The sequence below is a fragment of the Pseudomonas sp. NA-150 genome (assembly GCF_044336365.1).
Classification (GTDB): domain Bacteria; phylum Pseudomonadota; class Gammaproteobacteria; order Pseudomonadales; family Pseudomonadaceae; genus Aquipseudomonas.
Genome location: NZ_CP172305.1, coordinates 3,377,808 through 3,397,173 on the forward strand (window position 1 = coordinate 3,377,808; position 19,366 = coordinate 3,397,173).

A 19,366-nucleotide genomic window follows, 5' to 3' on the forward strand; every position below is an offset into this window, starting at 1 on the left:
ATAAGCCTATAACTGCAGGCGAACACATCATGACTTCTAGAGGATTCATAGCAGGCATTGTGGCCTTGGCGCTGACCTGGATTGTGGTGATTTGGGGGGCAATGGCATACATGGACGGGGGCCATAGCGCCTCCAAAGTTTCCGTGAAAATCAGCATCAATGCGCGCGAATAACACCTGGTGAGGCTTCTGCCAATGCGTACGCGCGGGGTGTTCACAACCAATTTTTTGCATTTTCGCAGTTGTCGTACTGATGACCACCTGGTTGAGGATCATCCATTAAACCGCGCGCTGATCGCGATTTCGGTCGACAACTCGCCGACGATCTGGCCAAGGGCTCTGACCGTCATTCCACTGCTCCATACCCATGTCATCACCGTTGGGCAGCAACCAGCTCACGTGTTTGCCCCCTAAAGTTTCGTCATACTCGCCAGTAAGAAAGTGGTTGCGACAAAGAAACAAAGGTGTACCTTAAAAAAAGGCGCGGCGAGTAGATAGGGCATCTGCCAACAGTGCAACTCGAAGATGGCAGGTTCTTTTGTTGGCCTCCTACACACACACCCAGTTCCATGACCTGTTATCGGAGTGACCATCACCGTTGCTTCCCCGTTCGCCTCAATGTTTTTAATTGTATGAACCTTGATACATTTAAGGTGAAATCATCATGCGCGATAATGAAGCTGAGGGATGAAGTAGGCTTTCTGCCGCGTCGATTGAACTGATCACGCGCACCAAGGAAAATTTTGGCGAAATCGCGCAACATCTCGTCATCTCCTTTCTAGAAAGCGTGGAAAATATCCCTGAACTTGTTGTACCGCTCCATCCTCCCCTGAGGAAAATTACCGACCTGATAGCCACCTGGGCCGCAGTCCCAATGGTTCGGTCATCGTCATCCTCAACAAAGGTGCTGAAGGGGAAATGGCTGAGGGAGCGCGAAAGGGATAAGCTTTATCGCGAGTCGAACGGAAAATGAATGACCCCTGCATCTCCTTCCTCCTTTACGCTTGCCGAGCTCCGGTTTTGCACGGCACTCAGAATCAGGTAGTCGCGCTCGATGTGGTTCGTGAGTCGCCCTCGCGATAGGCAGTAATCGGCCAGAACTCCGAATCGGTAGGAGGCTTTTAGCTACTTGCGATCTCGTTCCTTGTACCATTCCATGAGCGCTTCGGCCCTCACCGGTCGGCAGATGTGAAAACCCTGGGCCATGTCGCAATGGTATCCGCCCAGCGTATCGAGCACTTCGGCTGTTTCTACGCCTTCGGCGATGACTGTCATCCCCAGATTGTGGCCAAGGTCGACGACGCTTCTTACGATCAGCTCGTTAGCCCGATCGCTTTGCATGGCCAGTACGAAGGACTTGTCGATCTTGAGCTCGCTTATTGGTAGGTCTTTCAACTGAGCCAGGCTGGTATAACCAGCGCCGAAATCATCAATGGCAATACGGACGCCTAGCGCATGTAACTGCATCAGGATTGTACGAGCAGCGTTGGAGTCGAGCATGATGGCCGACTCGGTCACTTCTAGCATGAGCATATCCGGTGGCAATCTGTGATTTTCAAGCAGATTAGGGATCTGAGACACCAATTTGTCGTCCAGCAGGTTACGTGCAGAAATGTTCACGGCAACCGGTATGCGTATCCCCGCATCGGCCCAAGCCCGCACCTGAGACAGAGCGATGTTAAGCACGTAATAAGTCAGAGGGCCGATTATTCCGGTGAGTTCAGCGAAGGGGATGAATTCGTCTGGACGCACGAGGCCGCGCACAGGGTGCAGCCAACGCACCAACGCCTCTACTCCGGTAACTTCTCCTGAACCCAGGCTGACCTTGGGTTGATACTCCAAGAACAATTCTCCGCGATCCAGGCCTCGCCGCAGTTCGCCGAGCATTGCCAAGCGTTCTGGAGTGCGCTGATCCGCCCCTGGATTGTAGGCGAGCATGCCTTTGCCCTGTTTCTTCGCTTCATACATGGCGATGTTGGCGCGCTGCAACAGCGTCAAAGGGTCATCACCGTGCATGCCCGAGACCACGATGCCGAAACTGGCTTCGACGTCGAGCTCAACTCCCTCGACCTCAAAAGAAGCGGTGATCGACTTGCGCAGCCGTTGTGCGGCTTTCAAAGCCCCATCCAGGCCTTCGACGGAGGGAAGTAGAATCGCAAACTCATCACCACCCAGCCGGGCGACGGTGTCGATTTCCCGTGCTTCACTGACCAGCCGTTTGCCAAACTGTTTGAGTAGGCCGTCACCGTAGAGGTGTCCTAGGGTGTCGTTGACTTCCTTGAATCGGTCGAGATCGATCACCAACAGCCCCGTGATTCCCCCATGGCGGCGTCCTAGGCGTAGCGCCTGCTCTAAACGGTCGGTCAGGAGAATCCGATTGGCAAGCCCGGTTAGTTTGTCGTGCAACGATGCGTACACAGCGTCCTTGCGCTGACTGTCGAGCTCGATACGAGTGCGCCGTAAAACTCCGGCGAACAGGCCGACGAGGATCAGCCCGACGATAAAAACAATTGGGGTGGAATTGGCGTTAAAGGATTCCCGTGTGCGCAGCTTTCCCATCGCCTCAATCGCTTCGTTGTGGTGATCGGCCGAGGCCTTTAGAACGGTTTTCTCAATGACTTCGAATCTCGGGTCAGCCTCATCATTGTCGATCTTTCGAACCAGTGCGTCATCTCCACGATCGACTGCATCGAACATCTTGTGGATACTTTCCAGGTAGGGAGTCAGAGCCGTATGAACGTCTGTGACGAGGATACGGTCTTCAGGCGATCCGGAGTGGTGAACACCCTCAAGGGCAGTGCTCAGTTGCGTTAAAGCTTCATTGAACCTAAGGCGTACTTCCGGGCTAGGTTCCAGTCGATATTTACGCTCCAGCGACTCGGCAGCTGCCACTGCAGCCGCAGCCATTGTGTATTGATCGGAGAGTACGCTGGAAGCAATCGCCTCCTGGCCCAGATGTCCGGTGGTAACAGAAGACCACACCGCGAAACCGCTGATCGCCATTAGCACGCAGATCAATCCATAGCGTGGCCACTTGCTGAGTGTCGTGAAGCTCCAGCGGGTTAGCTTACGTACGGTGATCGCTTGTGCGACGCATTCAGGATGCTCGAGACTTACCGGTGGTACATTGCTCATTCGCACCTCATGTACATGTTTCTGCTTCCATTCTGCTTGGCAATGTTCACCAAATTTTGAACTTAGTCAAAATAAAATTTACCTCTACGTTCGATAGTGGAGTGAGCTTAGTACGTTTGATGACAAAGTAAGCCGTAGATGCGGTAGGCCGACTGTGCCGGGCAGGATTTAGATACAGCAGAGCCGAAGTTCTGCTGCTTGGCCTGTGCCAGAAAGGAGAATACGCCGACGATCTATTTTCGAACTCTCAGCCGGCCGCCTCGGAAAAGGTGGTGGGTGTCCTGGACGCCATTGGTGGCCGATGGGTAGGGGAACAATGTGGGTGGCGAGTGTGCCGACCGATTCAGGTTGGGGAATGCGACGGGAGATGATGAGTCAGAGTTACACGACAAGGAAGGATCAACTTTGCACGGTGTACAGCAGATAAGCTCGCTCGTTTAAAAGGCTAGAACTGGTGCCCGCTCAATCCGCAGCAGGCTAGCTTGCTGGACAATTTGATCGATACCGATATCGCGGCGATTGGCTGAGCTTCAGGCATTGCAAACAGCTCCGCCTGCGACCGATAAAAAGCAAAAGCCCAGGCGCACGGCGTTGCCGGCGGAGTTCCCACGCACGCTAATCCACCACGAACCGGATAACATACATTGTCCTTGCGGGTGCGCACTCAAGCGTATCGGTGAAGACGTCAGCGAAAAACTGGACTACATGCCTGGCGTATTTACTGTCGAGCGCCATGTCCGTGGCAAATGGGTCTGTGATGACTGCGAAATACTGATCCAGGCGCCAGTGCCGACGCAGGTCATCGACAAGGGCATCCCGACCGCCGGGATGCTGGCCCATGTCATGATTGCGAAGTATGCCGACCATTTGCCTCTCTACCGTCAGGAGTCGATTTTTGGTCGAGCCGGTTTGGCCATCCCACGTTCAACTCTGGCCCAATGGGTTGGCGTAACTGGCGTACTGGCGTACTGGCGTACTGGCGTGCAGTTGCAGTCTCTGGTCGACGCGTTGCGCGACGTAGTGCTCGAACAGAAGGTCATCCACGCCGATGAAACGCCGGTGCAGATGCTCACCCTGGGCGCGAAGAAAACCCATCGTTCCTATGTTTGGGCCTACGCCACCATCCAGTTTTGCGAAACAGCAGCGGTTGTTTACGATCTCAGCCCCAGTCGCGCAGGAGAACACGCACGCAACTTCCTGCAAGACTGGAAAGGCAAGCTGGTCTGTGATGATTTTGGTGGCTACAAGGCCAGCTTTGAACTCGGCGTGACCGAGATCGGCTGCATGGCCCACGCCCGGCGCAAGTTCTTTGAACTGCACGCCACCATCAAGAGCATGCTCGCCGAACAAGCCCTGCGCTACATCCAGTTACTATACGAAATCGAACGCGAAGCCCGCGACCTGGAGCCGGATTTACGGCGCCAAATACGGCAGGAAAAAGCCCTGCCGGTGATGGAAAGGCTGAATACCTGGATGATCGCCCAGCGAGATCTCATGCCCGAAGGCTCGGCCATCAGCAGAACGCTTGATTACAGCCTAAAACGCTGGGCAGCGCTGTCGCGCTACCTCGATGACGGGGCCGTACTCATTGATAATAATTGGGCAGAGAACCAGATCCGACCACGGGCTCTGGGACGCAAGAACTGGCTCTTCGCAGGGTCGTTACGCAGTGGCAAACGGGCGGCGGCGATCATGAGTTTGATCCAGTCTGCACGGCTCAACGGGCATGATCCGTATGCTTATTTGAAGGACGTGCTCACGCGCCTGCCGTCGCAGCGGGCGAGTGAGATTGCCGATCTGCTGCCACATAATTGGGTGGCCATCTGACCGCGCATATTTCAATGCGGAATTTGCGGCGTAACTCCAAGTGGCTTAATCCTACGCAATTTTGATTACTACCTTACCAAAGGCGCCTCTGGCCAAATGTTCGTACGCTTCGCGTGCTTGATCGAATGGATACACGTGGTCGATTACCGGACGAATCTTGTGCTCATTCAAGAATTCGTTCATTCGGTCAAATGACGAACGTGGAGCAACGGCTATGCCGCGAATCGTTGTTTGTCGGAAAATCATGGGCATCAGGTTCAGAGCGGAGGTTTGGCCTGTGAGAAAGCCGATCTGTGCGATACGTCCACCAGCCTTTGTTGCAGCAATCGATTGATTGATGCCGTCACCGCCTGCCACATCCAGCAGGAGATCCACTCCCTTGCCGTCAGTGAGCTTCACAACTTCCTCTGCCCACTCAGGGGTAGTGCGATAATTCACACCAGCAACAGCGCCCAGCTTTCTTACAGCTTCCAGATTGTCATCGCGGCTGGAGGTGACGATAACCTTGGCTCCCAAAGCCGTAGCAATTTGTGCTGCAAAAACAGAAACACCTCCAGATCCCTGAACCAAAACGGTTTGGCCGGCCTCGATCTGGCCATAATCGACGAGCGCATACCACGCCGTCAGAGCAGCAATTGGAAGGGTCGCCGCTTCCTCATCTGACATGTTATCGGGGGCACGTACTGCGCTGTCTTCATGGATGATCATGTATTCCGCCAGACCACCAGGCAATGGCGAGCCGAAGCAGTAGTTGGGTTCATCTGGCCCAGGCATGCCGTCCAACCAACGTGAGTAGAGGTGTGAGTTGACCCGATCTCCGATAGCGAAGCGGCTAACACCATCTCCAACTGCCACGACAGTCCCCGCCGCATCGCTGACGGGGATCAGCGGCTTGGGCACCATGTGAGGTTCATAGATGCCGTCAACGATGGCCTTGTCCCGGAAATTGAGTGATACAGCGCCTACTTTAACCAGCAGTTCACCAGCTTGGGGCACGGGGGTTTCCGTTTCGCCCTGCACCAGATTATCCAAGCCGAAATCTTTCAGAAGCCACGCTTTCATTTTCTGTCTCCAACAATTTTGAATGTGCAGGGGAGGAAAGCTCCTCTGTTTACGCTGAGGACATTGTTGAGGTTTCGCGGCCCTAGATAAATGTGCAGAAACCAACAGGATTGTTATCCTGATCAGCAACAATCATCCAGTTAATACGCTTTCCGAGAAGAGACTTATGGAGCTTCTACAGTCGATGCAAGTATTCGCCAAGCTAGCGGAGTTGGGGAGCTTCACCAAAGTCGCTGAGGCAATGCAGGCCGGCCGGACGCCCGCACGTCACACGCACCATTCAGGATTTGGAAGCCTTGCTAGGTGTCCGTCTGTTCCAACGCACTACGCGTAAAGTAAAACTGACTGCTGAGGGCGAGCGGTTTTACGAACGCGTCAAAGAGATTTTGGCAACCATCGCAGAAACCACCTCCATGTTCGACCGTAGTGGATCGACGTTGCGAGGACGGCTTCGAATTGACATCCCCACTGCATTTTCCCAGCCCAGCTTCATGGGAAGCCTTAGGAGATTTAACGAGGCATTTCCCGAAATCGAGCTTGCGCTAGGCGTGACCGACCGCACGGTAGATCTCGTAGCCGAGGGCATCGACTGTGTATTGCGAATTGGTGACCTCCCGGATTCAAGCATGGTGGCTAGAAAAATTGGCACCGCCACCATGGTGACCTGTGCGTCTCCAGGTTATCTCCAAGCCTGCGGGGCACCCATAACCCTACTAGATCTAGTAGACCACAGATGTGTCAGCTTCCTTTCCGGTCAAAATAACAGACCGCTGCCTTGGCACTTCTCGGTAGACGGCGAAGATCGTCCACATACGCCTCATGGTGGAATCACCGTGAATGAGTCGAATGCCTACGTTCAATGCGCTGTTGCAGGCTTCGGCATTGTTCAAGCTCCTGGAATTACCGTTGAGACATTCCTCGCAAGCGGAGAACTGGTTGAAGTGCTCAGGGCATTTCGTCCAAAGCCTCGCCTGGTTTCCGTGCTTTATCCAAGCAGAACGCATCTTGCGCCGCAGGTCGACGCATTTGTGGATTGGCTGAAGGAACATTTTCCTGTGCTACACCCCAGCTGGTTCACAGCGCACTAACCTTCGCTCGTATGCTGACTCCGCACCCAAACGGGCTGGTGCAAGATGTGTTCGGCAGACGCTTACGATGTATCGTCGATTCATTTAGGCTGATGTCCATCCACCTCATTGACCGCAGAGTGGCCGTGCCGATCTCATTGCTTCAGGCGTCCCGACTTCCACGTTAAGGACAAGCAGGGCCATAGCCTCGCTGATCAGCGGGCTTAAGGGGCAGCTAAGTTCTCAGCCTCAAATTCATTCCGCAGGTGCTCCTCGGCAAGCCAAGCAATCAAGATAACCATGGGGAGTGCTCAGTGCCTCAGCAAGCACGCCGAGGTACCCAAATTGAGCTTGAATGTCTATGCCCGCAGATTGCATACCCATTGAGCTCGCGGGCAAGCAATAGCTCACACGCTATGCAAATGATCCGAATGGTTGGGTGCACGATGCAGAGCGCGATCGTATTCAGTCTTCAGTCTGTTTCACACCCGTATCGACAGGGAGGGCCGGTACACGCGCTTTTAACTGCTCACGATTTCGTCGGTCTTGGCCTCGTTGCCGGGAAGCTTGCTGCTTCGCATGTATCGCCTGAGCGGCGGTGACAGTGCCAACTTCCTGACCGGTCAAGTCCAAGCGCGGTGCATCCTCCACCATGCTTACCCAGTATCGAGTTCCCCTGCACCACGTAGAGATGCCAAGTTTGAGCTGTTCGAGGGTTAATCCCAGCAGCTCCAAGTGTTGCTCAGCATCCTTCAAAATGCCCTCTTTGAGCGGAACCTTGGGTGCTGGATTGACAGGGAAGGCCAATGGAAAATGCTTCTGCAATGGCCAAATCGCTATGACCGCTGGATCCTGGTCACGAGGTTTAGCCTGCCGGGAGGACTTCTGCTTGAGTTGTATCGCGCTATCGGCCTTTGCATGCTCTTTTTCGGCTTGCAGGCGGTCACGTAGTCCAGCTAGTTGTTCAAAACCCATCTTTCAATCCACTGCTTAGAGGTTGTTCGCGTGACGCAAGGATATTCCATGCAGCGCTTGGGAGCAGCTGAAAAAGGATAATTCGTCGCTGGTTTCGTAGGCGTTCGTTGATCGCTTTTTAGGCAACTGCCACCGAACGCGAAGGGCTGGATGGGTCAATTGGCGCCCGCCACGGCCGGCGACATCCAAGCTAGGGCAGCTAGTCAACATCGGCGGAGGCCAGCCAGGCCTGGGATGTCGTGCCTAACCAAGTGCAGCTTCGAGCAACCGTACCGTGAAAAGCAAGGGTGTATGGAGGCACAATCCTAGGCGCCCAAAGCTGGTCTTACGGTCGGTTTGCTGCCCTTCTTCTCTAACACGTTCAGTCTGCACACGGCGCGATATGCCGGCATCTACGGCGGGCATCAACTGTCCACTTTTACAACATACAGGGTGTCGAATACTAATTAGGCTTGATTACGTTAGGAAACACCAATATCGCTCACAGTCGCGGTTGGACTGGAGCCCCTACTGACGAACGGCTTCAAACATTAATAGGTAACAACACGTAATGATTGAGCACGAGCTCGTGCGCATGGATTTTGCCGGTGAAAGTTATGCAACCGCTTGGCGCATAGGGTGGTTCTGGCGGTTGGGTGTGAATTATCACCTGAATAGCTCAGACCCCATCAGTAAGTATTACTGAGCAGAGTATAATGGATCAGTGAGCCTCCCTCAGCAGTGGAGTCACTGGCCACTGCGTACAATCCAGCATCGCCGCCAGCGCTCCTGGTTACCAAAGGCATTTCTTAGCTGAGACCCCTCATGAACATGAGCCGCGCCAATCTCGCCGACTTTGTTTACTTTTTGGCCATTGCTCGCCATCAGAGCTTCAGTAAAGCAGGCCAAGAGGTAGGGATCAGCGCCTCTGCGTTGAGTCATGCCATCAAGGGGTTGGAAACACGAATTGGGGTGCGTTTACTTAACCGCACCACCCGCAGCGTAACGCTGACTGCGGCGGGTGAAGAGCTTCACACCTTGATTAGTGAGCCCATGCAGGAGATGGGACAAGCGATGGAGGTGCTCAACCGCTTCCGGGATAAGCCTACTGGCCGCATCCGCTTAAACATACTCAGCGATGCTGCCGATCTCCTGTTAGGCCCCGTCTTAGCTGTTTTCAATGATCGCTACCCGGAAAATCCAAATCGACCTGACCGTCACCAATTTGATCGTCGATGTTATCGGCGGCGGCCATGATGCAGGAATTCGCTACGGTGGCACGGTTCCTGAGGACATGATCGCTCAGCGCTTGTCTCCAGACATTCGCTGGGTCGTGGCTGGCACTCCTGACTACCTCAAGCGCTTTGGTGTACCGGAGCATCCGAGCGACTTGCTTAAGCATCGCTGTCTACGCATTCGGCTGGGTAACGGCGCAATGTACGACTGGGAGTTCGAGAAGGGAGATGAATCGCTCTCGATTTCGGTGCCCGGAATTATCACCATCGACGAGACTCGGGTCGGCCTTTCACTGGTGCGCCGTGGTGCGGGCCTGATGTACGCGCCCGAGCCAGCGATGGCGCCTCTGGTCGAAACGGGTGAAGTCGTCAGGGTGCTGGATGATTGGGCCAGTGTGGCGTCCGGCTTTCACATGTACTACTCAAGTCATCGTCAGTTGCCAACAGGTTTGCGCTTACTCATTGACCTGATCCGCGAAATTCAGCCATTGGGCGAATGATATTCCGCTCTAGTTGCAGCGGCTCGCACAGCTATTCAGTCCGTAAAGCGCTTAGCGAATACTTCACTGACCACTGGTACCGCTGTAAATACGTTGGGCCAGCCCGCATAGAACGCCAATTGAGTCAGCATTTCCGAGGCCTCAGCCTGTGTGAGTCCGTTGTCCACTGCGCGGTTTAGGTGCGCGCCGAGTTGCGCGACTTGGCCGGTAGCAATCAGCGCGCTCACCGTGATCAAACTGCGATCTCGCGGAGCAAGCCCAGGGCGTAACCACAGATCGTGGAACAACGAAGCGTCGGTGTAGTGCACGACGCCGAGGGATACCGGGCCGACTGTTTTGTCGACGAAGGCAGTGCGCACTTTTTCGGAGGCCTGGTCGATGGGAAGAAGGGGCGGCGATACGGGTGGCAGTTGATCAGCAGTAATCCCGTGCCGGGCAAACACGTCTTTGGTGATGAGGATCGTGGCCGTTGCGTTACCCCACCCGGTATAGAAAGCAAGGTGGTTTATCTCCTCCGAGATTTCTACCGCCGTGACGCCATTGTTCAGCGCAAGATTCACGTGATAAGCCAACTCGACGGTTTGCTGTTTTGAAATCAGCACCGCAAGCGTTACCAAGCTTCTGTCCCGTGGCGACAAACCTGGCCGCTTCCAAACCTCACCAAAAAGAATCGACTCAGTGTTGTGTGCCAAGGCGGGAGAAACAGCTCTCATGTCATCCAGTGTTGGCACCGCTGGTAGGCGTGTCATGGCAGTGTTGCGAACTGGAGTGGAGCAGGCAGCGAGAAATACGGTCAGGCATGCAACTCCTGCTCTGAAAAGTCTCATCGTGATGCCTCATACTGGATTTGGCTGACAGGTTCCATCCACACCACGTTCTTGCCGTCCACGGCTTCCTGTATCGCGACATGGGTCAGGCCTGAAGTCGCGGTAGCACCGTGCCAATGCTTAACGCCTGGTGGAGTCCAGATAACATCCCCTGGTTTGATGACCGTCTTCTCGCCGCCTTCCTGCTGGATCCACCCCGTGCCCGCAGTTACAACCAAGGCTTGGCCTTTTGGATGGGTATGCCACGCCGAGCGCGCGCCAGGCTGGAATGTCACGGCGCCCGCTGAAACGGTAGAAGGGGCTTGCGCGGTAAAAAGCGGGTCGATTCGAGCGTTCCCGACAAAGTTGCTTGGCGCACCCATGATGGAAGGTTGCTCACCATTTCTGACGATAGTCGTGGCGCGGTTATTTATGACATCAGCGGCTTGTACCGAGACGGCCATCAGTAACAAGACGACCGATGCGGAGAAGGCGACGACTGTTTTCATGAGGGCAAGCTCCTACTCATTCGTGGGGGAGCTTTACAAGCTATTGCATGAGGTATTCAGGGACTACAAGGCAAAACCTGCATGAAGCGATGAGGCTGCCTCATCAATGTGGCTTTTGAATGCTCTGAACGTTGCCAGCCGCCTAGCCCGGCATTTGTAAGGATTGCTGAGTAATCCTCATCAGAACATCCCGTGTTTGACCGGTATTCATCCTCCTCGCGGTTGATTAATTTGAAGTCACCAGTTAAGCGCCAGCTTCGGCGGCCAACCGAGGGCCAGAGATGATCACGCGACCTCCTGCAAGAATTACCTCAGCAATTCAGCTGCTGCTTGCTGGCCTATGCCTTGAGTCAGCCATGCGCGAACAAGTGACGAAAGGGGAACCCATGAATTGGCAACAGCCAGAGCTTACCAAGATCATTAATGCCGACGATCTCCACATCTCCGTATTTCGCGACGATAAAGTGAGTTACGGCACGTCTACATTTATCTGGTGCGTCGAGGTGGAGGGTAGTCTCTATGTGCGTGCATACAGCGGAGTCCAGTCGCGTTGGTATCTAGCAGCGCTGAAGCAGATGGCTGGGAGAATCATTGCGGCTGGCAAGACATTTGATGTGGCTTTCGAACTCGCCAATGGAGCGATCAACGATCGCATTGATGATGCATACAGAGCCAAATACAGCTCCAGCAGCTATCTAGCACCTATGATCAGTGAGCGTTCACGCGCCGCTACCATGCGCATATTACCTGTGGGTAATGCGCAGTGAGCGAGATTGAATTGGTTGCTCCTGAACATCGCCTTGCCGACGATAAACGCCGCCATCATAAGCAAGAGCATGGTCTGCGAATCTTGCTAATACTGAGTGCATTGCTCGCGTTCGCTTCTATCTCGACGGATCTTTATCTTCCAGCGATGCCCGTGATGGCGGCTGCCTTGCACGCCGACAGCGGCACCATGGCGCTGACCATCAGCGGTTACCTGGCGGGCTTCAGCGCAGGACAGTTGTTCTGGGGGCCGTTCAGCGATCGCTATGGTCGACGGCTACCGGTCGCACTTGGCTGCGTGTTGTTCATCATAGGCTCGGGTGGCTGTGCCCTAGCTCATGATGGCACCACCATGATTGCCTGGCGGGTGATACAGGCGTTAGGCGCTTGCGCCAACGTCGTTCTTGCTCGGGCGATGGTGCGGGATCTGTATGAGGGGCGCCAAGCTGCACAGAAAATGTCTACCTTGATGACCGTCATGGCAATCGCACCTCTAGTGGGGCCGACTGCCGGGGGGCAGATTCTCAATCTGATATCGTGGCAGGCCATCTTCTGGACGTTGGTGGTGTTGGGGCTGGCGACGTTGTTCAGCCTGTTGCTGCTACCTGAGACATTGCCGTCCGAACGGCGGATTCCGACATCGCCCCGGGCAATTATTCTGCGCTACGGAACGCTACTGCATACCCCCAAGTTTCTGGCCTACGTCGCTACTGGCGGTTTTTTCTACGCGGGCACCTTTGCTTACATCGCTGGTTCGCCCTTCGCTTACATCGACTACCACCACCTCAGCCCCAGTGGTATGGCGTGCTTTTTGGCGCAGGCATCATTGGGCTAATGGCTACCAATCAGATCAACGCTCGTCTGCTGGATCATTACGATACGGACACCATGCTGGTTGTGGGTGGGCTCATGTCGGGCGTCGCCGGCATCGTTATAGCGGCCACCACCTGGTCAGATTGGGGAGGACTACCTCTCTTGATCAGCGGGTGTTTTCTATTCGTATCCGCTACTGGCTTCGTCTTGGCCAACGCCATCACCGGCGCGCTGAACTGCCTTCCACAATTTTCAGGTTCAGCTTCCGCGCTGGCAGGCGCTATGCAGTACGGCTCCGGAATTTTGGGTTCCGCATTGATTGCCATTCTCGCCAATGGCACCCCATGGCCGATGGGGCTGGTGGTGGCAATTTGCGGTGTTGGATGTGCGCTGGGCGCCATCAGTGCGCTGCGCACAACTCATACATTTGATCACCTTTAAATCGAGGAATATTCGATGAGCTTTTCGTTTGAGAACAAAGTTGCGCTGGTTACTGGCGCTGCATCCGGGATTGGTCTGGCAACTGCCAAGGCCTTCGCACAGGCAGGCGCATCTGTCGCATTGGTTGACGTTAACGGCGAGGCGGCTCGCGCTGCCGCAGAGGCACTTGTGGGCGAGGGTCATCGAGCGATCGGTATTCGTTGCGACGTCGCAGACATCGATCAGGTGGAAGCGATGGTGAAAGAGACCATTGCAACTTTCGGTCGCTTGGACGCAGCCTTCAATAATGCGGGTGTCCAGAACGTCCTCGCCGAAATCGCCGATGCCAGTGTTGAAGACTACGACCGAGTGATGTCGATCAACCTGCGCAGTGTTTGGAGCTGCATGAAGTTTCAGCTTCAGCACATGCGTCGCCAAGGTAGCGGCACCATCGTCAATTGCTCGTCCTTGGGTGGGCTGATCGGAGGGGCCGAGCGCGCCAATTATCACGCTGCAAAGCACGGTGTGATCGGATTGACCAAGAGCGCAGCGCTCGAATATGCCGCTCGGAACATTCGCGTCAATGCAGTATGTCCTGGGCTGATCTGGACACCGATGGCCGACCAGATGGTGGCTGCTGGGCAGGGCGATGCCCTTGAAGGAATGACAAAGGCTGTACCGATGGGGCGCCATGGCAAGCCCGAAGAGATCGCGGACGCTGTTCTTTGGTTGAGCAGCAGTACCTCCAGTTACGTCACCGGTCAGTCCATTTCGGTGGATGGCGGCTTCGTCATGCGCTGATTCACTGCTGCCATACAGGCGAGTAGCACACCCGCGTTCAAACTTAAAAAACTACCGCTCCCCACGCTGCCAGCGCGCGGCCTTAGCAAGCCACATTAAGCCATAGGAAGAGACACATGTCGGAATTGAACCCGTACTGCCAAGGTTCAGGGCGTACACGTGGCGACGGTTACAGTCGTCATCAAGATTGATCCAGGCAGTTCAGACACGATGGCAGTCGGTAAGCAGTTCTGGCACCTACATCAGCAGGATAAAACCGAGTGGGTTGTCGAGACGGTATACCCGGTGCATCAACACGTAACTGATCTCTTGAGTCGAGAGGATCCAGGCAGCACGCCATTGGATAATCGAGACACTGCTGGCAGAAGAGCTTAGTTCCAAATATTTGGACGGCATTCAAGAGGGCACACCCGGATGATCTCGTTTACGGGCCTGACGCTTCGCGAACAAAAAAATCTTCGAGACCTCTTGAATCGTTTTCTGATGTCGCTATATATTTTTTACGCGATGCCGAAACCGGGTCGCTTCATAAATCACTTGGAGAAAACTCAGGAGATTTCGCTATGGCTACAACCTTTTCGTTGGCCCCACTGTTCCGTCAGTCGGTAGGCTTTGACCGTTTCAACGACCTGTTTGAATCCGCGCTCCGCAGCGAGGCGGCCTCAACTACCTATCCCCCTCACAACGTCGAGAAGCATGGTGACGATCATTACCGAATCGTCATCGCTGCGGCGGGTCTGGCTGAGGAGGATATGGACATTCAAGTTGAGAAGGGCGTTTTGACCATCGCCGGCGGTAAGCGAGAAAACGATAAGGAGGTGACTTACCTTCACCAGGGAATCGCGCAACGTGCATTTCGGCTGTCGTTCCGCTTAGCGGATCACATCGAGGTTCAAGGTGCATCGCTTTCCAATGGCCTGCTGAGCATTGACCTGCTCAGGGTTGTGCCAGAGGAAGCCAAGCCCAAGCGCATCACCATCGGTGGCTCGGGGAAGGCTGATCTGAAACAACTCAACTAAATAGCGGTAAATGAGGCGCTCTTCGGAGCGCCTTTTTGTAAGGGTCTACCCAAACTACTTTGCGTGAGTTAATACGGCCTAGGGCTCTTGGTCGTTCGAATTGGTTATTTACCGATTACTGCGCAGTGGCGAACGGTGCGGCGGTCATGAGTTTGGCCAGTCGGGACGGGATCCGTATTCTTACCTGAAGCACGTTCTCACGCGCCTGCCGTCGCAGCGGGCAAGTGAGACCGAGTTGTTACCCAATAATTGGATGTGAATGTGGGCAGACTGTGAAGCCCGTTTCGTTTGCGTCGAAAGCCCGCTATGGGCGATTGGGCAAATCCTCAGCGGCAGTAGTCGATCAACACCTGTGTCATGTCTTTTCAGATCACCTGCAGCTTTCAGTCACGAGCGGATTTGCATCTTTGAAAATAATGGCTAGCGTTCTAATGAGTTTCGGTATTGCACTCGACGAAGCCCTCGACCCTACGTCTTGATACCTATAGCGAGGAAAGCTTATGCGGCGCAGGAGTGCACAATACTGGCTATGGGTTGATAATCGGTTGCCGCTACAGACGTTTGAAGATTTACTTCACGATGGTCGGCAGGTTGAAGTACAGGCCCGGCTGACAGTCGAAGGATTCACGCAGGTATTTATTGGGGCATATGCTGCGGATGGGCTAATAATCAATGAGGAGTTTCATGATCTTGAATATGAGAGTTGTTGCGATGCGCTGAAGTGGGGAGTTAAACGGGCGCATGCAATTGTTGTTGGTCATCAGGCTTTTCTTGCGCCACACAGAGTGCAAGTAGCTTTAAACACGGTTATTACGGACGCCTTTGTGCTGGCCCTGAGGCGAATGGAAATGAGTAAACGCGAGCGTTTAAAGTTGAAAGCGGAAGACGCTTGGAACGAATACCTCGAAGCCAAGACTTCTATGCTTCAACTGATGCGTCAACCTCAAGTCGACGCCCAAGCTTGGGATGATCTGAAGACGCGACTAGAACAAGCCATTGATAGGCGCGCGTACATCCAGCGCGCCTATCTTCTATGAGTCTGATTCCGGTTCGCGGACGGTATGAAGCCTTTCAATGGTTTCAATAAGATCGTCGTAAGGCACGGGCTTTCCAAGTGTCGATCGAATCCCGCAGCTTTTGATTTCTCAATGTCACTGTGAGCTCCATATCCGGTCAAAGCGATCGGCGGAACGTTTTTCGCCAGAGGTAGTTTGCGTAAGGCAATCATCAAGTCGTGACCGTTCCGGCGAGATCACATAGATATGATTTTTTTCTATAGGCACGGTCTGGGTGACTTGCAGCACCGGCATCTTGGTCGATTGTTGGATGATCTGGTCAGCGATGCTTTGATGATCAGGGGACAAGTGAAGAACGACACGTAGGCCATGCCAGTGTCATGCGGCATGTGCTCGAAAAACAGCTTAATCGCCTGGTTCTTGATCGCATTCTATGCCGTCAACCTAGACGGTTGCGTGACTGAAAAGCTAATCCGTTGCGCAGAATTCAGGGGGGAATCCTTGCCCATCCACCCTCCATGTTGCTACAGAACGGAACGTATACCTGAAGACCTTGATATCGCCTGGCAAAGGCATAGGTTGCATCCGAACTGGTACCAATAGCGGGTGCTGGTCAAGACTTCAGCCCGTGCGTAACGGAATAGCAGCATCAATAACGCATCCCTCATGAGCTAGGTGGGTGCCAGGAAAAACCTGATCCACTACTGACCATGGTCATGAAGCTGCCTTTCTCATCGCCATGTTCAGCGACTCAAGTCGGTCTTACATTTCCGCTATGTCTTTTGGCCAGCCCTCGAAGTGGGATCGTGTGGAGGTCAGCTGCAAACCCGTAATTGAAGTCTGGCAGCTCCATCGACGTTCCGCGCCCCCGTTGCAATGCCCGGCTTGTGTCAAATCAGCTGACTGGCAGTGCGGGATTGCTCCAGCGACTTCGAGCTTGTGTGAACGGTGATTTTAGGCTATCTAAATATTCTTGGTTTCCAATTGACAGGAGTCGCTATGAGTAATCCGCCAACGGATAAACAGATTGCTGACCTGCTCGGAATAACCGAAAACGAGGTGGGGACTTATAAAACTGACGCGGAGCTAATGCCCAATGGACTTTGGCTGATCTACTTCGGTTGGCAAACGCCTCAGCACCTCAGGAAGGGGCTTTCATCTAAGTTAACCCTGGTATTTCCAAGACTTACGTTGATTTGACGAGGTTAAGTTGCCGATAGCGAACGGGCGTGTTGGCGGCCCGCTTATAGGGCTGTGGCCAATCGCGAACTTCGATGTTTGCTAAGCGCCACGATTTAGGGGAACTGTCGCTCAGCCCACAGCGTAATAAGCCAAGTAGAAAGCAAAGCTAAGCGATCATCGGAATCTTTGTGCGCAATCTAAATCGACATACAAACTAAAAAGCCGGAATTACGCCGGCTCTATCGTCTGATAAGGGGTTTATCAGTTCTGGACTTACTTTATGCTGCCGAGGGAGTTGGTCGGCAATTTGAATCAGCCCATCTGCCCGGGCGTTGGCGGTGGCACTGCGGACTTGAGTGACAGCTTCAGTCTAGGCCTCTCTTTGAAATTACGTTTGGCCACACAGATAGTGGAAGTATCACCTGAGCAGGTGGGAAGTCGCGGCGACGTTGATTTAGGCAATCATTCCCCGTCCAACATGCGATTCCTATCGCTGGCGGGCGAGCAATCTCAACCTAGTTGTTTTTCGGGACAGCTATTCCGGGAGGCAAGGACGCCGGCTCGCAGTAATTAAAGATGGTTTCGCCCCCTTTACGATACAGGGCGAAACGCTTGTCGCTTTCGATACGCATCAGGCCAGGCCCGATAGAACTCGGGCCCGCGCCGGTTCCGGTGACCACGCATTTCTGTGAATACGCAAAAAGCTTCCCCTGATGGGATTCGATCGTCATATGGCAGTCATGGGTATGGACGTCGCTTAGGCCCTGGCCATTGAAGCTAAGTATTCCGGCATTGGCGGGGTCTGAGCAGTTTTCAGAGACGTTGCCGTAGATCCCCACCCTGATTGGAAGCTTCGCTCCCATGGGAGACTCAACACCAGGGGCAGAGGAGCAGCCTGCAGCGTGCATCGCACACGTAATCGAAAGAGCTTGGAGTAGGGTGGTCGAGTTTATCATCACCAACGCACGCTTGCGTCGTAATTCAAGGTCACTTCGCATTGCGCCTGGTTGGGGGCATGGTACAAAACTACGCCGCATTCAGAAGAGGTTGTCCGGAGTGAGTGAGACGATGGCCATCGACATTCCTGGAGAAGTGGGTGTGGTGTCGACGTGCGACTCGGAGCACGCCCCAGAGCATTGCCATGGCTACGAGTAACCAGGATCCGATCATGGTGAAGAGGGTCATTGCAAAGCTCATACATGCCTCCTGCGCTTCGGCGTCTTTTGGGCCGTCCTAGTACCAGACCATGTGCCAGCTAAGGGATTCAAAGATTTATCTTCTTTCCGGCTGAGAGCAGTGATGAGTTCTTACAAAGAGTTCACGAGGTACGTGTCTAGTGTTCACTGAGCTTCACAATTCTGCCGACCCCAGCATCCTTCGAATGCCTGCGAACTTCTTCCTCAGCTCGATGTAGACCTTTCACCAGGTCGATCAACAGCTGAGCCTCGTCGTCATGACCTATTTCAGCCATACGCACTGCCACGCTGAGAAGCGAGGTGGATGAACTGTTCAGAGTGCTTGCGACCTCTCGCATGCTTTTGATGAACTGAGCTGTCGGGACGTTGGTGTGGCCGGTTTTGTTCACAAACAGGATCCCTCACACAGAAATGAAAAAGCCCGAGCAGAGGTCATTGACCCACAACTTCGGCGCTTTAATTACGACGCTGGCGACGTCGTACTTGGCAATCCCCTCGAACAGCTCCTTTGGCGAAGGAAGCTGGCGCTTTGTCCTATCGATCGGGACTGCTGGATGCTTTTGAGCACTGATTGAGATTGGGGTAATGAATTAAATCAGCATGGAGTCAGGAATGTGGCTGTGTTTCTGGCGACGGCTTAGCAACGAGATCGTGCCTCATATCGACTTAACTGAAACCACATCCACATACCTGTATTTTTTCCTGGCGGCTTTTACAGCGTCTTGCTCCGCCAAAAGGGTACTCAGCGTATCTGCCTCATGGATCATCTCCTGCATCTCGCCCTCGAATTCATTCCCAACACGCAGCGTTACCCGAAGCCTGGGTGTGAACGCTTTCGCGACTTTCTTTTTCTGAGCTGGCTTTGCTGGCGCGTCGATCACGGTATCCGGAATGGGAGCTTGAGTAGGAGGAATATCCGCTTGCACTGGCGTGGTGATGCCGAAGAGTGCCTCGCGCATCTCTTCTTCTGTCAATCCTGGATTCATGCTTGTTTCTCAATGATGGTGTGCTTTCTAACCAATCCAATTCTACCAGCCGGACAACCTGGACACTGATACAT

The 19,366-nt window shown here is 54.0% G+C and carries 15 protein-coding genes and 6 pseudogenes; 12 read left to right on the forward strand and 9 right to left on the reverse strand.

Going from position 1 to position 19,366, the window contains the following annotated elements:
- Positions 1-1,124 precede the first annotated feature (1,124 nt).
- A complete protein-coding gene (locus tag ACF0H7_RS15975) occupies positions 1,125-3,134 on the reverse strand; it encodes a putative bifunctional diguanylate cyclase/phosphodiesterase (protein WP_397453684.1) in 2,010 nt (669 codons plus the stop codon).
- 131 nt (positions 3,135-3,265) lie between these two features.
- On the opposite strand from ACF0H7_RS15975, the pseudogene ACF0H7_RS15980 reads away from it, so the two are divergent.
- Together ACF0H7_RS15980 and tnpC are read left to right on the forward strand one after the other, a co-directional pair.
- Positions 3,266-3,561: pseudogene (locus ACF0H7_RS15980) on the forward strand (DUF4113 domain-containing protein); the annotation flags it as partial.
- A gap of 34 nt (positions 3,562-3,595) precedes the next feature.
- Positions 3,596-4,961, forward strand: a pseudogene (gene tnpC / locus ACF0H7_RS15985) (IS66 family transposase); the annotation flags it as partial.
- 51 nt (positions 4,962-5,012) lie between these two features.
- Here the strand turns inward: tnpC and ACF0H7_RS15990 are convergent.
- Complete coding sequence (locus ACF0H7_RS15990; protein WP_397453685.1) at positions 5,013-6,023, reverse strand: NAD(P)-dependent alcohol dehydrogenase; 1,011 nt, start codon at positions 6,021-6,023, stop codon at positions 5,013-5,015.
- A gap of 184 nt (positions 6,024-6,207) precedes the next feature.
- On the opposite strand from ACF0H7_RS15990, the pseudogene ACF0H7_RS15995 reads away from it, so the two are divergent.
- A pseudogene (locus ACF0H7_RS15995) lies at positions 6,208-7,111 on the forward strand (LysR family transcriptional regulator).
- Between the two features lie 444 nt (positions 7,112-7,555).
- Here the strand turns inward: ACF0H7_RS15995 and ACF0H7_RS16000 are convergent.
- Positions 7,556-8,065 carry a ProQ/FinO family protein gene (locus tag ACF0H7_RS16000; protein WP_397453686.1) on the reverse strand — a complete coding sequence of 170 codons (510 nt, stop codon included), beginning with the start codon at positions 8,063-8,065 and terminating at the stop codon, positions 7,556-7,558.
- Positions 8,066-8,869: 804 nt separating this feature from the next.
- Between ACF0H7_RS16000 and ACF0H7_RS16005 the strand changes: the two are divergent.
- Positions 8,870-9,779: pseudogene (locus ACF0H7_RS16005) on the forward strand (LysR family transcriptional regulator).
- Positions 9,780-9,814: 35 nt separating this feature from the next.
- On the opposite strand, the gene ACF0H7_RS16010 reads toward ACF0H7_RS16005, so the two are convergent.
- The gene (locus tag ACF0H7_RS16010; protein WP_397453687.1) at positions 9,815-10,606 is read right to left on the reverse strand and encodes a carboxymuconolactone decarboxylase family protein; all 792 of its coding nucleotides are present in this window, start codon (positions 10,604-10,606) and stop codon (positions 9,815-9,817) included.
- The gene (locus tag ACF0H7_RS16015; protein WP_397453911.1) at positions 10,603-11,049 is read right to left on the reverse strand and encodes a cupin domain-containing protein; all 447 of its coding nucleotides are present in this window, start codon (positions 11,047-11,049) and stop codon (positions 10,603-10,605) included. The genes ACF0H7_RS16010 and ACF0H7_RS16015 overlap by 4 nt, the downstream gene beginning before the upstream one ends.
- 401 nt (positions 11,050-11,450) lie before the next feature.
- Here ACF0H7_RS16015 and ACF0H7_RS16020 point away from each other — a divergent pair, with 401 nt between their 5' ends.
- From ACF0H7_RS16020 to ACF0H7_RS16050, 7 genes and pseudogenes are all read left to right on the forward strand, one after another.
- Positions 11,451-11,861: a DUF2255 family protein gene (locus ACF0H7_RS16020; RefSeq protein ID WP_397453688.1), complete on the forward strand. Its 411-nt coding sequence runs from the start codon at positions 11,451-11,453 to the stop codon at positions 11,859-11,861.
- On the forward strand, positions 11,858-12,694 hold the full coding sequence (locus ACF0H7_RS16025) for a multidrug effflux MFS transporter (protein ID WP_397453689.1): 837 nt from the start codon (positions 11,858-11,860) through the stop codon (positions 12,692-12,694). The genes ACF0H7_RS16020 and ACF0H7_RS16025 overlap by 4 nt, the downstream gene beginning before the upstream one ends.
- A complete protein-coding gene (locus ACF0H7_RS16030; RefSeq protein ID WP_397453690.1) occupies positions 12,694-13,113 on the forward strand; it encodes a hypothetical protein in 420 nt (139 codons plus the stop codon). The genes ACF0H7_RS16025 and ACF0H7_RS16030 overlap by 1 nt, the downstream gene beginning before the upstream one ends.
- A gap of 15 nt (positions 13,114-13,128) precedes the next feature.
- Positions 13,129-13,893: an SDR family NAD(P)-dependent oxidoreductase gene (locus ACF0H7_RS16035; protein WP_397453691.1), complete on the forward strand. Its 765-nt coding sequence runs from the start codon at positions 13,129-13,131 to the stop codon at positions 13,891-13,893.
- Positions 13,894-14,456: 563 nt separating this feature from the next.
- Positions 14,457-14,912 (forward strand): Hsp20 family protein, encoded by a 456-nt coding sequence (locus ACF0H7_RS16040; protein WP_397453692.1) that lies wholly within the window; start codon positions 14,457-14,459, stop codon positions 14,910-14,912.
- Positions 14,913-14,983: 71 nt separating this feature from the next.
- Positions 14,984-15,171 (forward strand): annotated as a pseudogene (locus ACF0H7_RS16045) (IS66 family transposase); the annotation flags it as partial.
- A 241-nt stretch (positions 15,172-15,412) separates the two neighbouring features.
- Positions 15,413-15,949, forward strand: coding sequence for a hypothetical protein (locus tag ACF0H7_RS16050; protein WP_397453693.1), 537 nt, complete (start codon positions 15,413-15,415; stop codon positions 15,947-15,949).
- 192 nt (positions 15,950-16,141) lie between these two features.
- Here the strand turns inward: ACF0H7_RS16050 and ACF0H7_RS16055 are convergent.
- Positions 16,142-16,344: pseudogene (locus tag ACF0H7_RS16055) on the reverse strand (chemotaxis protein CheB); the annotation flags it as partial.
- A 583-nt stretch (positions 16,345-16,927) separates the two neighbouring features.
- On the opposite strand from ACF0H7_RS16055, the gene ACF0H7_RS16060 reads away from it, so the two are divergent.
- Positions 16,928-17,128, forward strand: a complete 201-nt coding sequence (locus tag ACF0H7_RS16060) for a hypothetical protein (RefSeq protein ID WP_397453694.1) — start codon at positions 16,928-16,930, stop codon at positions 17,126-17,128.
- A gap of 497 nt (positions 17,129-17,625) precedes the next feature.
- Here the strand turns inward: ACF0H7_RS16060 and ACF0H7_RS16065 are convergent, their stop codons facing one another.
- The 3 genes from ACF0H7_RS16065 to ACF0H7_RS16075 all read right to left on the reverse strand — a co-directional run bounded on the left by ACF0H7_RS16065 (position 17,626) and on the right by ACF0H7_RS16075 (position 19,292).
- Positions 17,626-17,973 (reverse strand): hypothetical protein, encoded by a 348-nt coding sequence (locus ACF0H7_RS16065; protein ID WP_397453695.1) that lies wholly within the window; start codon positions 17,971-17,973, stop codon positions 17,626-17,628.
- A gap of 470 nt (positions 17,974-18,443) precedes the next feature.
- Positions 18,444-18,695, reverse strand: coding sequence for a hypothetical protein (locus tag ACF0H7_RS16070; RefSeq protein ID WP_397453696.1), 252 nt, complete (start codon positions 18,693-18,695; stop codon positions 18,444-18,446).
- 267 nt (positions 18,696-18,962) lie between these two features.
- A complete protein-coding gene (locus ACF0H7_RS16075; protein WP_397453698.1) occupies positions 18,963-19,292 on the reverse strand; it encodes a hypothetical protein in 330 nt (109 codons plus the stop codon).
- Positions 19,293-19,366: the final 74 nt, after the last annotated feature.